Consider the following 13,111-nt stretch of genomic DNA (forward strand, 5'->3'; position numbering starts at 1 on the left):
AGTGCGCCCATCGACGATGCCCCGGCCCCGCTTTCCGCAGGACACGCAGAAACATGGAAGCGCGCAATCGGGGATTCGGTGGGTTAATGTCGCCGACGTGGGGGCAACTCCCGCCTTTCCGGTGAGCCGGCCGAACTGCGGCCGCAATCCGGAAACCGGTTATCCGGCCGCTCGGCGGCGGCCGGGGACATCGGAACCTTCCTTCTCTCGTCAAGGAGACAAGACAGCATGATGCTGAAGAAGACGCTCGTCGTTTCTTTCGCCGCCGCCATGGCCCTCGCGGGTGGGGCCGCCAGCGCCCACGCCGGTGAGGCCAAGTTCGAGAACAACGCGCAGATCCTGCCCTGCCCGAACCTGGAGGTCGTCAACCTCCCGATCCTGTCGAGCGACATCAACAACCTCGACTGCTCTCGGAACTCCAAGGAGGAGGTCCAGATCAAGAAGGTCGTGAAGGTCGAGAAGGAGTCCGACATCCACGTCGCTCCGAAGCAGGAGCAGGCCCAGGGTCAGGGCCAGGGCCAGGGCCAGGAGGCCGAGCAGGGCCAGGGCCAGAAGCAGGAGGGCGAGAACGAGAACGAGAACAAGAACGCCGTCAAGAAGCACTGAAGCGACTGACGCCTCGCGTCGGACCGCCTCGGAACGCCGCCCGCCGGTCTCACCGGCGGGCGGCGCCGCCTTTTCACCGAAGCCGCGCTCTCCGCCGGCTCCCCGGGGCAGCGGGCCCCGCCGGCTCCCGCAGTCCCCGCGGGCTCCCGCGGCCCCGGGACGAAGTCAGATCCAGGTGTCCAGCCACATACGGGACTGCCAGGCGTCCTTGGGGATCTGCACCCCGGTGTAGAGCGGGTGGAAGTAGACGAAGTTCCACACGATCAGCAGCACGAGCACGCCCGCGCCCACCGCGCCCACCGCCCGCCGCCGCTCGGTGCGGCCGGGCGGCCCGAGGATCGCCCCGGTCATCATCGCCAGCGCCAGGCACAGGAACGGCACGAAGACGACCGCGTAGAAGTAGAAGATCGTGCGCTCCTGGTACAGGAACCACGGCAGCCAGCCCGCCGCCACCCCGCACAGGATCGCGCCCGCGCGCCAGTCGCGCCGCAGCGCCCAGCGGTACAGGCAGTACAGCAGCGCGAAGCAGGCCGCCCACCACAGCAGCGGGGTGCCCAGGGCGAGCACCTCGCGGGCGCAGCCGCCCTCCGCCGTGCAGCCGTTCTCGCCCCGGTCGGAGGACTCGTAGAAGTACGACACCGGGCGGGCGGTCACCAGCCAGCTCCAGGGGTGGGACTGGTAGGTGTGCTCGGAGGTCAGCCCCACGTGGAAGCTGTAGACCTCGCTCTCGTAGTGCCACAGGCTGCGCAGCGGGGCCGGCACCCAGGTCATGTCGAACTGGGGCAGGGGCAGCTTCAGACCGGTGAAGGGGACGGGCAGCGACTCCGGCGACAGTCCCCGGCGCCCCTCCGCCCAGGTGCGGAAGTAGCCGTCCCGGCCGGCGAACCAGCCCGCCCAGGAGGCCACGTAGACGGCGACGGCGACCGGCACCAGGGAGAGGAAGGCGGGGGCGGCGTCCCGGCGCAGCATCGACAGGTGGGGGTGCCGCGCTCCGGCGGTGCGCCGGGAGGCGGCGTCCCACAGGACCGTCAGGATCCCGAAGGCGATCAGGACGTACAGGCCGCTCCACTTGGTGGCGCAGGCCAGTCCCAGGCAGAGACCGGCCGCGAGCCGCCAGGGGCGCGCGCCCAGGCCCAGCCGGTCGCCGGCGTCCGCGTCGGGCCGCCCGTCCGGCGGCAGGGCCGCGGCGAGCCGGGCGCGGGCCCGGTCGCGGTCGATCAGCAGGCAGCCGAAGGCCGCCAGCACGAAGAACATCAGCACCAGGTCGAGCAGCGCGGTGCGGCTCATCACCAGGTGCAGGCCGTCCACGGCCAGCAGGAGCCCCGCCAGGCAGCCCAGGGCGGTGGAGCGCAGCAGCCGGCGCCCGATGCGGCAGACCATCAGCACCGACAGCGTGCCGAGCACCGCCATCATGAAGCGCCAGCCGAACGGCGTCAGGCCGAACGCCGCCTCGCCCATGGCGATGATCCACTTGCCCACGGGCGGGTGCACCACGTACGAGGCGGCCTCGCTCAGCGGGGCCGCCGCGGGGTTGTCGAGGATGGTGTCGTTGGCGCCGTCGGGCCAGGTGCCCTCGTAGCCGAGCCGGTACAGCGCCCAGGCGTCCTTGGCGTAGTAGGTCTCGTCGAATATCACCGCGTGCGGCGAGCCGAGGTTCCAGAAGCGCAGGAGGCCGGCGAGGAGCGCCACGAGGACCGGGCCGCCCCACGCCGCCCGGCGGCCCAGCAGCCGCGCGTCGTCCCCGTCCAGTCCGAACAGTCCCCACACCCGGCCGCGGCCGGGCTCCGGGTACGGCGGCACCAGCCGCTCCCGTGCGCCCGCCCGGGGCGGCGGGGCGTATCCGTAGCGCCGCAGCCGCCCGCGCCACGTCGGGGTCCGCTCCCCGACGGGCTCCCCGGGCCGGGCCTGAGTCGCGGTGTCACTGGTCACGCGGGCCATCGTAGGGAACGGCCCTCCCGCGCGGTGCCGCGCACCGGTGGGCGGGAGGCGCCGCACCGGCCCCCGGCCCCCGTCGGAGCTGCGAGGATGGCGGGGTGAGCGGAACACTCGTACTGGCAGGCACACCCATCGGCGACACCGCCGACGCACCACCCCGGCTCGCGGCCGAGCTGGAGGGGGCCGACATCGTCGCCGCCGAGGACACCCGGCGGCTGCGGCGGCTCACCCAGGCGCTGGGGGTGCGGACCTCCGGCCGGGTGGTGTCGTACTTCGAGGGCAACGAGGCCGCGCGGACCCCGGAGCTGGCCGACGCGCTGTCGGAGGGCTCCCGGGTGCTGCTGGTCACGGACGCGGGGATGCCGTCGGTGTCCGACCCCGGCTACCGGCTGGTGGCCGCCGCCGTCGAGCGCGGGATCAGGGTCACGGCCGTGCCCGGGCCGTCCGCCGTGCTGACCGCGCTGGCGCTGTCGGGGCTGCCGGTGGACCGGTTCTGCTTCGAGGGCTTCCTGCCGCGCAAGACGGGCGAGCGGCTGGGGCGGCTGCGCGAGGCCGCCGGGGAGCGCCGCACGCTGGTCTACTTCGAGGCTCCGCACCGGCTGGCCGCCTCGCTGGCCGCCATGGCCGAGGCCTTCGGCGCCGACCGCCGGGCCGCGGTGTGCCGGGAGCTGACCAAGACCTACGAGGAGGTGCGGCGCGGCACGCTGGGCGAGCTGACCGCCTGGGCGGAGGAGGGCGTGCGGGGCGAGATCACCGTCGTGGTCGAGGGCGCGCCCGCCGAGGCGCCCGGCGCGGTGGACGCGGCCGAGCTGGTGCGCCGGGTGGCGGTGCGCGAGGCCGCCGGGGAGCGCCGCAAGGAGGCCATCGCGGAGGTGGCGCGCGAGGCGGGGCTGCCCAAGCGGGAGGTCTTCGACGCGGTGGTCGCGGCGAAGAACGCGGGAACGGCCTGAACGGTCCGGACGGTCTGAACGGTCCGGACGGTCCGGACGGTCCGGACGGCGGGCGGGAGCCCGGGCCGGAAGGGGGCGGACCGGAAAGGGGTGGACAGACCCGTGCATTTCCGGCCGGGAAGGAGTCCACTGGTAGGAAGGAGAGCCAGGAGGAGGTTCCCATGGACCCCAGGGAGACGACCACCCACGAGGAGTACTCCTTCGCCTGCCTGCGCTGCGGCCACGGCTGGGAGCGGTCGTACGGGATACGGCACCACACCGACCGGGACGGACGCCCCTTCGTCACCTACCACGACCCGGCGGACGGCGGGCGGGTGCCGTCGCCGCTGACGCGCCCGGTCTGCCCGAACTGCGACTCGCACGTGGTGCGGATCATGCGCGCGGGGCGGGTGTACGAGGCGGAGCAGGCCCTGCCGTGGAGGTGACGCCGGGCGGGCGGCGGGCGGCCCGCCCGGGCGTCCTAGGATCGCGCCCATGGAGAAGTCCGCGCAGCCCGCGCCGCCGCCCGTACCGCTGAACGTGCCGGTCGCCGACTCGCACACCCATATCGACATGCAGGACGCCACGGTCGCCCGGACCGTCGCCGCGGCCGCCGCGGTGGGCGTGACGACCCTGGTGCAGGTCGGCTGCGACCTGGAACGGTCCCGCTGGTCGGCGCGGGTGGCCGCCGAGCACGACGCGGTGTGGGCCGCCGTCGCCCTGCACCCCAACGAGGCGCCGCGGCTGGAGCGGGACGGGGGGCGGAAGGCGCTGGACGCCGCCCTGGAGGAGATCGCCGAGCTGGCCGCCCGGCCGGAGGTGCTGGCCGTCGGCGAGAGCGGCCTGGACCACTTCCGGACGGGCGAGGAGGGGCGGGAGGCCCAGCGGTACTCCTTCCGCCGCCACATCGAGACCGCCAAGCGGCTGGGCAAGGCCCTGGTGATCCACGACCGGGACGCCCACGAGGACGTGCTGCGCGTCCTCCGGGAGGAGGGCGCGCCCGAGCGGACGGTCTTCCACTGCTTCTCCGGCGACGCCGAGATGGCCCGGGTGTGCGCCGCGAACGGCTGGTTCATGTCCTTCGCCGGCAACGTCACCTTCAAGAACGCGCGGCCGCTGCGCGAGGCGCTGGACGCCGCCCCGCCGGAACTGCTGCTGGTGGAGACCGACGCGCCGTTCCTGACCCCGGCCCCGTACCGCGGGCGCCCCAACGCGCCGTACATGATCCCGTACACGCTGCGTGCGATGGCCGAGGTCAAGGGGCTGGACGAGGACGCGCTCGCGGAGCACGTCGCGGCCAACACGGCCCGCGCGTTCGGCTACTGACGGGCGCGCGGCGGCGGGTGCGCGCGGCGCGGTGGCCCGCTTTTCGCAACGTTGGGTAGTCGTACGACTTGGGATAGTGACGAATGCTCCGCTAGGGTCCCGGCCCGCCACCAGGACCGCTTGGGAGTACGTCGTGAGCCATCCGCAGGGGATCCAGCAGTACGAGTACGCGTACCCCTCCGCGCCGCCGCCGCACCGGCCGCATCAGCCGTGGGACTCGTGGGAGTACGGCGGCCGGGGGTACGGCGGCGGGCCGGAGTACGAGCGGGACCCGTACGACACCTACCGGCCCTCGTACGAGTTCCACGGCGCGCCGTACGGCGTGTACGGGGATCTCGGCGCGTACGGACCGCCCGAGGCGCCCCCGCGCCCGGAGCCCCCGGCTCACCACCCGGAGCCCCCCGGCCACCCCGGCCACCCCGGCCACCCCGGCCGCCCCGGCCATCCCGGAGCCTTCGGTCCCGCCCTGTGGCTGCCCCGGCAGCCCACCGGCGGCCCCGCGGACATCTCCCCGGACGTCTCCGCGGAGGTCCCCCCGCAGGCGCACGGCCCCGCACACGGCACGGCGCCCGGCACGGCCGGCGGCCGGGCCGCCGCCCGCCGGGCCGCGCGGGAGCGGAAGGCCGCCCAACGCCCCGAGGTCCTGCGCCGCCTGCTGCCGCAGGCACTCGTCGTCGCCTTCCTGGCGGGCGGCACCTGCGCCTTCGTCGTGGACGACAAGGCCGTCAGCCTGTCGGTGGAGGGCGAGGACGGGCCGCGCACCCTCCACACCTTCGCCGACGACGTCTCCGAGCTCCTGGCCGACGAGGAGGTGTCCGTCGGCGCGCACGACGCCGTCTCCCCCGCCCCCGGCGAGCCCCTCTCCCACGGCGACAGCGTCACCGTCCGCTACGGCCGCCCGCTGACCCTCACCCTCGACGGCCGCCCCCGGCGGGTGTGGACCACCGCCGCCACCGTGGAGGCGGCGCTGCGCGGGATCGGGGTGCGTCCGGAGGGGGCGCGCATGTCGGTGCCCCGCGACCGGCGCATCGGGCGCGACGGCCTGGCGCTGACCGTGTGGACCGAGCGGAGCGTGACCGTCCTGGCCGACGGCCGCGAGCACACCGTCCGCACCAACGCCGCGACCGTGCGCGGGGCGCTGGCCGACGCGGGCGTCGAGCTGCGCGGCGCGGACCGCGCCTCGGTGGACCCGGACTCCTTCCCCCGCGACGGCCAGACCGTCACCGTGCTGCGCATCACCGAGACCGAGCGGGTGCGCGACGAGCCCGTCCCGTACACCACCGAGCGGCGTGAGGACCCGGCGCTGCCGCGCGGCACCGAGGTGGTGGAGCAGGCGGGCGCGCCGGGGCTGCGCCGGCTCACCTACGAGGTGCGCACGGTCAACGGGGTGCGGCGGCGGCCCCGCCTCACCGAGGCGGTGGTGGTGCGCGCGCCCAGGCCGCAGGTCGTGCGCGTGGGCACCGCCGAGCCGCCCTCCTCGGTGCGGGGCGCCGATGGCCTGAACTGGGAGGCACTGGCCCGCTGCGAGTCCGGCGGCCGCCCGGACGCGGTGGGCCCCGGCGGCCACGGCGGGCTCTACCAGTTCGACACCCGCACCTGGCGCTCCCTGGGCGGGAAGGGCCGCCCGCAGGACGCTCCGCCGGCCGAGCAGACCTACCGGGCGAAGAAGCTGTACGTGCAGAAGGGCGCGAGTCCCTGGCCGGTGTGCGGCCGTAAACTGCACCGGTGAGCTCAGCCCCCTCCCCCTCCCCCTCCCCCGACGCCGACGCCGACGCCGATGCCGGTACCGATGCCGCTCCCGGCGCCGACGCCCTCCTCGGCCCCGCCGACGTCCGCGAGCTGGCCGCCGCGCTGGGTGTGCGCCCCACCAAGCAGCGCGGCCAGAACTTCGTCATCGACGCCAACACCGTCCGCCGGATCGTGCGGACCGCGCGGGTGACGCCCGAGGACGTGGTGGTCGAGGTCGGTCCGGGGCTGGGGTCGCTGACGCTGGGACTGCTCCAGGAGGCCGCCCGGGTGACGGCGGTGGAGATCGACGACGTGCTGGCGGCGGCGCTGCCCGCGACCGTCTCCGCCCGGCTGCCCGGCCGCGCCGACCGCTTCGCGCTCGTCCACCACGACGCGATGCGCGTCACCGAGCTGCCCGGCCCCGAGCCCACCGCACTGGTCGCCAACCTCCCCTACAACGTCGCCGTGCCCGTCCTGCTGCACATGCTGGCGACGTTCCCGTCCATCGAGCACGGCCTGGTGATGGTCCAGGCCGAGGTCGCCGACCGGCTCGCGGCCGAACCGGGCTCCAAGGTCTACGGGGTGCCGTCGGTGAAGGCCGCCTGGTACGCCCAGGTGCGGCGGGCCGGGGCCATCGGGCGCAACGTCTTCTGGCCCGCGCCCAACGTGGACTCCGGACTGGTGTCGCTGACCCGGCGCGAGCCGCCGCGCACCAGCGCCGGCCGGCGAGAGGTCTTCGCCGTGGTGGACGCCGCCTTCGCCCAGCGGCGCAAGACGCTGCGCGCGGCGCTGGCGGGCTGGGCGGGCTCGGCCGCGGCGGCCGAGGCGGCGCTGACGGCCGCGGGGATCGACCCCCGCGCCCGGGGGGAGTCACTGACGATCGAGGACTTCGCGGCCATCGCGGAGCGGAAGGGCACCACCAGCGCATGAGCACCGCACAGACGGCCGGCACCGGCGCCGCACGTACCGCCGCGCCGGTCACCGTACGCGTACCCGCCAAGGTCAACGTGCAGCTCGCGGTGGGCGGGCTGCGGCCGGACGGCTTCCACGACCTGGCCAACGTCTTCCTGGCCGTCGGCCTGTACGACGAGATCACCGCCACCGCCACGGCCCCCGGCGAGGGCCCGCGCGTGACCTGCTCCGGGCCGGACACCGACCAGGTGCCGCTGGACCGCACCAATCTGGCCGTCCGCGCCGCCGACGCGCTCGCCGTACGGTACGGCCTCGTGCCGGACGTCCATCTGCACATCAACAAGGAGATCCCCGTGGCCGGCGGCATGGCCGGCGGCAGCGCGGACGCGGCGGGCGCGCTGCTGGCCTGCGACGCGCTGTGGGGCACAGGCGCCTCGCGCGACGAACTGCTTCGGATCTGCGCCGAGTTGGGCTCGGACGTGCCCTTCTCCCTGGTCGGCGGCGCGGCGCTGGGCCGGGGCCGGGGCGAGCTGCTGACACCGCTGGAGGTGGGCGGCGTCTTCCACTGGGTGTTCGCCGTGGCCGCCGGCGGGCTGTCCACCCCGGCCGTCTACCGCGAGTGCGACCGGCTGCGCGAGGCGCGCGGCGGCGGCGCGGGCGCCGACGCCGTACCCGCGCCCGAGGCCTCCCCCGCGCTGCTGGCCGCGCTGCGCGCCGGGGACGCCGCCGCGCTGGCCGGGCACCTGTCCAACGACCTCCAGCCCGCCGCCGTCTCCCTGCTGCCCTCCCTGGACGACACCCTGGCGGTGGGCACTGACGCGGGCGCACTGGCCGCCCTGGTCTCCGGCTCCGGCCCGACCTGCGCCTTCCTGGCCGAGGACGCGGCGGCGGCCTCGGACATCGCCTTCGCCCTGCGCGCCTCGGGCGTCTGCCGCAACGCCCACACCGCCACGAGCCCGGCGCCGGGCGCCACAGTGGTCCGTCCGGCGGGCTGAGTACCGCGACGCATGCCCCCGGCAGGGTGTTCGAGTACCTCCGCCCTGCCGGGCGGGCGGCGTGGCGCGCCAGGCCGCCCGCACGCGGACCACAGCGACCCCCGGGGCCCCGGACGCCTGCGCACCGGCCCACTGGTTCCCGTATCGCCGCCTCCGCAGCCGCGTTCGGCGCCGTGCTATGCCTGCTGGGCGTGCTGGGCCTGTCCTTGACCGGCTTCGGCGGCCTGCTGGAGGGCCGCTTCCGCACCGCTGATCGCCGTCCCCGTCACCGCCCCGGCGGCCGTGGCCATGACGGCCGCGGGCCTGCTGCCGGTGGAACGCGCGGGGCGCCGGGAATAGGGCGAGCCGGTGCCTGAGAGATCGCAGGTCTTGTCAGCGCACGGGCTGAGAGCCATGTTCCAGGTAGACGGTTCCTCCGTCCGCTCGGGCTTGAACACCGGCGGCGATGCGCCGCGCAAGGCGTGGGATGGTCAACTCGGGGACCTGCTCCGCACGGTAGAAGCCGTAGTCGCGCAGCTCTTCCGCCTGCAATTCGATCCGCTCGCGGTCTTCGGCGCTCAGGACCCCGCCATCGAAGAGGTAGAGAACTTTGTCTCCCTCTCCGGGGCCCGGTGCCCAGTCCACGACCAGCAGCCGCCCGGTGGGAGGTGTGATGCCCAGTTCCTCGTGGACCTCGCGTACGCAGGCCCGCAGCGGCGACTCGCCTCGTTCGACGTAGCCGCCGGGGATGTCGAGGTAGTCCTTGTATGTCGGTTCGACCAGCAGGACCCGGTCGGTGTCGTCGAAGAAGAGCGCTCCCGCAGCCATGCGTGGACGCGCCATCTTGGCCTCGTGCTCGTTGTCGCTCACACCGTGGACCCTAGCCACTTCAGACGATGCGAAGCCTCCGGGCCAGATCGGCCACGGGCTGGGACGGCCGTCCCCGGATGCCGCGTACCCAGCCGATGACCAGTTCGCGGCTCATGTAGTGGTGGCGGACCTGCTCGGGGGCGTCCTGTTCGGCTTCCAGCAGTTTGGCCAAAGCTTCGTCGGTGCGGTTCCACGCACTCAGCGCGCGGGCGACTTCGAGACTGTGCCGTACCCGCCGCTCGACCGGCATCCTGCGCGTGTCGATCCGCTGCCCGAGATCGGCGGCGACCTGTACGTCACCGAGTTCCCCGGCCGTGGCCACGCGGTGGATGGCCACATTGGTCGGTCCGAAGGCGGTCCACATGTGGTTGGCGTCCGTCCCGAGCCTTCGTGCGGCCTCGTCCGCCTCCTGGAGGAAGGCCCGTGTCGTCGCCCGGTCCTCCGCCCGTGCCGCGGCCATGGCGCCGGCGAGGAAGAGTGTGCCGTACACCGACAGATAGTCGGGGGGTGCGCCGCCCAGCTCCGGTTGCATGACGCCCGCCGCGTCGTTCACCAGTTGCACCGCTGCGGTGAAGCGCCCGGTGGAGAGCAGGCAGTGCGTCACCGACCGGAAGAGCGAGCCCGTGACCACACCCCGTCCGCTCTGTTGCGCCGCCGCCAGTCCGCGGTCGGCCGCGATCCAGGCCAGCTCCACCTCTCCGACCTTCCCCAGCACCATGGCCGCGCCCTGGTAGGCCAGAGCGAGCAGGGCGTGGGCCTCCTCCCGCTGGTCTCCCGAGTACGCGCGGGCCGCGAACAGCGCGTCGGCCAGGAGAAGGGGAAGGCGTCGCGTCGCGAAGCCGTAGCGTGACGACTGGTAGGCGTCGAGGACCTCCGTGACGTTCGCCCGCAGTTCCGGCAGCGCGGGCGGCTCTCCCTCGGGCGGGGCCCCGAGGAGAGGTGTGAGCTGCCTGTAGTCCATGAGTGCCTCACGCAGCGCGGGGACCGTGTGGTGGCCGCTGTCGCTCGACCACTCCATGAGGGTCGGCTCGGCGAGCAGGTCGCCGAGGGACACGTCGAGGGCGTCGGCCAGCGCCGTGATCACGGAGAGACGGTCGAGTTCGATCCGGTTGTTCTCCGCCTTGCTCAGCCAGTCGGTGGTGCGCCCGACGAGGCCGGCCAGTACCTCCTGAGAGAGCCCGCGTCGGCGCCGGTACCAGGCGACGCGTTCGCCGATGGTCAGGTTCTCCGTCATCCCTCGCATGCTTCGAGCATCACCTCGTGGTCCGAAAGGACCCCGGAAGGTTTTTCCGGGGTGCCGCGGAGAGTCCCGCCTACTGTCGCATCACACCGAGAACGCCGCCCGGGGCGATGTCCATGACTCCCCTCGCCGCCGGGCGGTCCAGGTGGCCCGTCCCTCTCCCACGCGCGGGGCGGGCCACCACCTACGGCCGAGGATCGCTGGAGGTCCGATGACGAACAGCGCCATGCACCCTCACCGGGTGCCCACCGCACCGGCCGCCGGGCCACGCGGCACGGGAGCCGACGCGTCTACTCCCCCGTCGGCCCCTGACTGGCTGGCCGCCGGGGCGCTCGTCCTGGACACCCGCACCGGGCGGAGGGGCGAGGTGCAGGACTGGCCCTACCCCGCCTCGGCGGCGCCCACCCGGGCGTGGCTGCGTCCTGTGGGCGGTGGCCGGGAGTGGACGCCGCACATCGCCGACCTCCGTCCCGTCAAGGTCGGGGAGCGGCCGTGAAGCCGGTCGCGCTGTGGGAGCGGTTCGCGTGGGCGGTGGGGACGTGCTTTCGTTGCGACCGCACCGGCACGGAGGTCGCACCGATCGGCACGATCAGCGCGCACGGCATCGACGTCGAGGTCCGGGCATGCCGGGCGTGCGTGTTCCACCTGGAGCAGCTGCACTGGTGCCTGGTGATGCGACAACAAGGCGGTGGGCAGCCCGCCGGCATGCCGCGTGCGGGGCCTCGCCACCCCCACGACCGCGGTCCGGCGCCTCCCGTTCCACAGCGGGTGCTGTGGTGGCCGGGCACCGGTCACCGGACCGTGGGGCGACATCGGCGGGCGTAGCGGCCACCGGGAAACGGAACGCCCTTTCGGCGCGGGTAATCTCGGGCGGGACGTGCTGATTACTCGTCATAACCCATGACCGGCAAGCTGAAAGGGAGCCGATGGCCCAGGAACAGGACCCCACCGTGGAGCGCACGCTCGTACTGCTCAAGCCGGACGCGGTGGTACGCGGCTTCACCGGGAAGATCATCTCTCGCTTCGAGGACGCGGCGCTGAAGATCGTCGGCGTGAAGATGAAGTGGATGGACGAGGAGTTCACCCGGCGCCACTACTTCGACCTCGAGGAACGGCTGGGCGCGCAGGTCTACAACCTCACCGCCGCCTTCATGCAGCAGGGCCCGGTGATCGCTCTGGTGCTGGAGGGCTACGACGCGGTCGCCACCGTCCGCAAGATTGTCGGCAGCACCTACCCGAACGAGGCGCCCGCCGGCACGATCCGCGGGGACTTCTCCCACTACGGCAAGACCGCCAGCAAGGCGTCGGGCAAGGCCGTGGCCAATCTGGTCCACGCCTCCGGCAACAAGGAGGAGGCCGAGCAGGAAGTGGCCCTGTGGTTCGACAAGGGCGAGCTGTACGACTACCGCACGCTCGCCGAGATCTTCACCTACTGAGCGGAGCTGACGTCACCCATGCGACGTCGACGCGTTGATCACCACTGGGGTACCACGACCTTAGAGAGGGCAGCATGACCAATCCGACCCGCGTCGCCTCCGCCGAGGAGCTGGAGTCCGTCTTCCAGCAGGAGCTGGCCACCAACCGCTGGGCGGCCGCCGAGAGCGCCTACGCGCTGGCGGTGCTGCACCGTGACGGCGGTGACTGGGAGAAGTCCCGCGAGTGGGCCCGGCAGTGCCTGCGGCTGCTGGAGGGCTTTCCGAGCGACACCGAGGAGCAGGTGGCCACCACCCGTACCTCGGTCGGCGGCGTGGCCCTGCCGAACTACCTGCACGAGGGCGTCGTACGCGACCGTTTCGGCGAGAACCTCTGACACCCGCCGCACACAACGGGACATAGCAGGGGCGGTGCGGTCCCGCACCGGCGATCTCACGGCCGCACCGCCCGGCCCCGACAACAGCACACAGCCACCCGACACCAGCCGGGCCCCACATCCACGGGGCCCGGGCGGATCACCCATGCCTTTTGAAGGAGGAGAAGACCGTGGCCACGGAGATCGAGATGCGTGCCCGCTTCGACCGGAACACCCACGACCGGCTCGTCGAGCGTCTGCAGCGGGACGGCGAGGACCTCGGGCGCGACGACAAGCACATCCACTTCTACGTGCTGCCCGACAAGCTGCTGAAGGTCACTGACAACACAGCCGCCGGGACGGCGAAGATCTCCCTCAAGGCCGGCAGGATCGGCCAGGGTGCCGCCTTCCCGGAGACGGAGATCGCGATCGCCCGGGAGGACGTCCCGGCCGCCGTACGCGTCTTCAACGCCCTCGGCTTGGAGGAGCGGATGCACCAGGCGTTCAACCGCCGCCACAACTTCCGCTTCCGGGGCGTCGAGATCGCCGTGAAGTGGAGCGAGGCGTGGGGCCACCACGCCGAGTTCGAGGTGCTGCTCGACGACGCCGCCGGCGAAGCGGCGCAGGAGGAGGCCACGGCCCGCATCCGGGCCGTCGCCGCCGAGCTGGGGGTCGACCTGATGAGCGAGCGGGAACTCGCCGAGTTCACGGCCGCCTTCGAGGCCGCCGAGCAGGAACGCAAAGCCGGTGCGGCGGACGCCGCGCCCACCGCCTGAGCCACTCGTCGTACGCCACCGAGGGG

General features: G+C 73.7%; 13 protein-coding genes and 2 pseudogenes. 12 read left to right on the top strand and 3 right to left on the bottom strand.

Going from position 1 to position 13,111, the window contains the following annotated elements; translation table 11 throughout:
* The first annotated feature begins 228 nt into the window (after positions 1-228).
* A complete protein-coding gene (locus CUT83_RS29920) occupies positions 229-606 on the top strand; it encodes a hypothetical protein (RefSeq protein ID WP_143688642.1) in 378 nt (125 codons plus the stop codon).
* A gap of 165 nt (positions 607-771) precedes the next feature.
* Here CUT83_RS29920 and CUT83_RS28590 read toward each other — a convergent pair whose 3' ends face one another.
* Positions 772-2,544 carry a dolichyl-phosphate-mannose--protein mannosyltransferase gene (locus CUT83_RS28590; protein ID WP_101258696.1) on the bottom strand — a complete coding sequence of 591 codons (1,773 nt, stop codon included), beginning with the start codon at positions 2,542-2,544 and terminating at the stop codon, positions 772-774.
* A 95-nt stretch (positions 2,545-2,639) separates the two neighbouring features.
* On the opposite strand from CUT83_RS28590, the gene rsmI reads away from it, so the two are divergent.
* The 7 genes and pseudogenes from rsmI to CUT83_RS31280 form a co-directional block, all read left to right on the top strand.
* Positions 2,640-3,491 carry a 16S rRNA (cytidine(1402)-2'-O)-methyltransferase gene (rsmI, locus tag CUT83_RS28595; protein ID WP_101258697.1) on the top strand — a complete coding sequence of 284 codons (852 nt, stop codon included), beginning with the start codon at positions 2,640-2,642 and terminating at the stop codon, positions 3,489-3,491.
* A 161-nt stretch (positions 3,492-3,652) separates the two neighbouring features.
* Positions 3,653-3,901: pseudogene (locus CUT83_RS28600) on the top strand (hypothetical protein); the annotation flags it as partial.
* Positions 3,902-3,965: 64 nt separating this feature from the next.
* Positions 3,966-4,796 carry a TatD family hydrolase gene (locus tag CUT83_RS28605; protein WP_101258699.1) on the top strand — a complete coding sequence of 277 codons (831 nt, stop codon included), beginning with the start codon at positions 3,966-3,968 and terminating at the stop codon, positions 4,794-4,796.
* A 133-nt stretch (positions 4,797-4,929) separates the two neighbouring features.
* Positions 4,930-6,525 carry a resuscitation-promoting factor gene (locus tag CUT83_RS28610; protein WP_277622950.1) on the top strand — a complete coding sequence of 532 codons (1,596 nt, stop codon included), beginning with the start codon at positions 4,930-4,932 and terminating at the stop codon, positions 6,523-6,525.
* A gap of 110 nt (positions 6,526-6,635) precedes the next feature.
* Positions 6,636-7,454 (top strand): 16S rRNA (adenine(1518)-N(6)/adenine(1519)-N(6))-dimethyltransferase RsmA, encoded by an 819-nt coding sequence (rsmA, locus tag CUT83_RS28615; RefSeq protein WP_240958487.1) that lies wholly within the window; start codon positions 6,636-6,638, stop codon positions 7,452-7,454.
* Entirely contained in the window at positions 7,451-8,431 is a 981-nt protein-coding gene (locus tag CUT83_RS28620) for a 4-(cytidine 5'-diphospho)-2-C-methyl-D-erythritol kinase (protein ID WP_101258701.1), read from the top strand. Before rsmA ends, CUT83_RS28620 begins: the two co-directional genes overlap by 4 nt.
* A 158-nt stretch (positions 8,432-8,589) precedes the next feature.
* Positions 8,590-8,770: pseudogene (locus CUT83_RS31280) on the top strand (acyltransferase family protein); the annotation flags it as partial.
* Between the two features lie 33 nt (positions 8,771-8,803).
* Here CUT83_RS31280 and CUT83_RS28630 read toward each other — a convergent pair.
* Positions 8,804-9,280 (bottom strand): NUDIX domain-containing protein, encoded by a 477-nt coding sequence (locus CUT83_RS28630; protein ID WP_206282687.1) that lies wholly within the window; start codon positions 9,278-9,280, stop codon positions 8,804-8,806.
* A 19-nt stretch (positions 9,281-9,299) separates the two neighbouring features.
* The gene (locus tag CUT83_RS28635; RefSeq protein WP_101258702.1) at positions 9,300-10,514 is read right to left on the bottom strand and encodes a helix-turn-helix domain-containing protein; all 1,215 of its coding nucleotides are present in this window, start codon (positions 10,512-10,514) and stop codon (positions 9,300-9,302) included.
* 217 nt (positions 10,515-10,731) lie between these two features.
* Between CUT83_RS28635 and CUT83_RS28640 the strand changes: the two genes are divergently transcribed.
* The 4 genes from CUT83_RS28640 to CUT83_RS28660 all read left to right on the top strand — a co-directional run bounded on the left by CUT83_RS28640 (position 10,732) and on the right by CUT83_RS28660 (position 13,085).
* The gene (locus CUT83_RS28640; RefSeq protein ID WP_101258703.1) at positions 10,732-11,016 is read left to right on the top strand and encodes a hypothetical protein; all 285 of its coding nucleotides are present in this window, start codon (positions 10,732-10,734) and stop codon (positions 11,014-11,016) included.
* A gap of 430 nt (positions 11,017-11,446) precedes the next feature.
* Complete coding sequence (locus CUT83_RS28650; protein ID WP_101258705.1) at positions 11,447-11,956, top strand: nucleoside-diphosphate kinase; 510 nt, start codon at positions 11,447-11,449, stop codon at positions 11,954-11,956.
* Between the two features lie 74 nt (positions 11,957-12,030).
* Positions 12,031-12,330: a hypothetical protein gene (locus CUT83_RS28655; RefSeq protein ID WP_101258706.1), complete on the top strand. Its 300-nt coding sequence runs from the start codon at positions 12,031-12,033 to the stop codon at positions 12,328-12,330.
* A 170-nt stretch (positions 12,331-12,500) separates the two neighbouring features.
* The gene (locus CUT83_RS28660) at positions 12,501-13,085 is read left to right on the top strand and encodes a hypothetical protein (protein ID WP_101258882.1); all 585 of its coding nucleotides are present in this window, start codon (positions 12,501-12,503) and stop codon (positions 13,083-13,085) included.
* The last annotated feature ends 26 nt before the right edge of the window (positions 13,086-13,111 follow it).

Origin of the sequence: Streptomyces barkulensis, assembly GCF_002843305.1 — a bacterium.
GTDB lineage: Bacteria > Actinomycetota > Actinomycetes > Streptomycetales > Streptomycetaceae > Streptomyces > Streptomyces barkulensis.

Coding starts and splice junctions, on each gene's coding strand:
- CUT83_RS28650 (WP_101258705.1), top strand. CDS start 11,447: ATGGCCCAGGAACAGGACCCCACCGTGGAGCGCACGCTCGTACTGCTC.
- CUT83_RS28655 (WP_101258706.1), top strand. CDS start 12,031: ATGACCAATCCGACCCGCGTCGCCTCCGCCGAGGAGCTGGAGTCCGTC.
- CUT83_RS28605 (WP_101258699.1), top strand. CDS start 3,966: ATGGAGAAGTCCGCGCAGCCCGCGCCGCCGCCCGTACCGCTGAACGTG.
- CUT83_RS28635 (WP_101258702.1), bottom strand. CDS start 10,514: ATGACGGAGAACCTGACCATCGGCGAACGCGTCGCCTGGTACCGGCGC.
- CUT83_RS28640 (WP_101258703.1), top strand. CDS start 10,732: ATGACGAACAGCGCCATGCACCCTCACCGGGTGCCCACCGCACCGGCC.
- CUT83_RS28620 (WP_101258701.1), top strand. CDS start 7,451: ATGAGCACCGCACAGACGGCCGGCACCGGCGCCGCACGTACCGCCGCG.
- CUT83_RS28590 (WP_101258696.1), bottom strand. CDS start 2,544: ATGGCCCGCGTGACCAGTGACACCGCGACTCAGGCCCGGCCCGGGGAG.
- CUT83_RS29920 (WP_143688642.1), top strand. CDS start 229: ATGATGCTGAAGAAGACGCTCGTCGTTTCTTTCGCCGCCGCCATGGCC.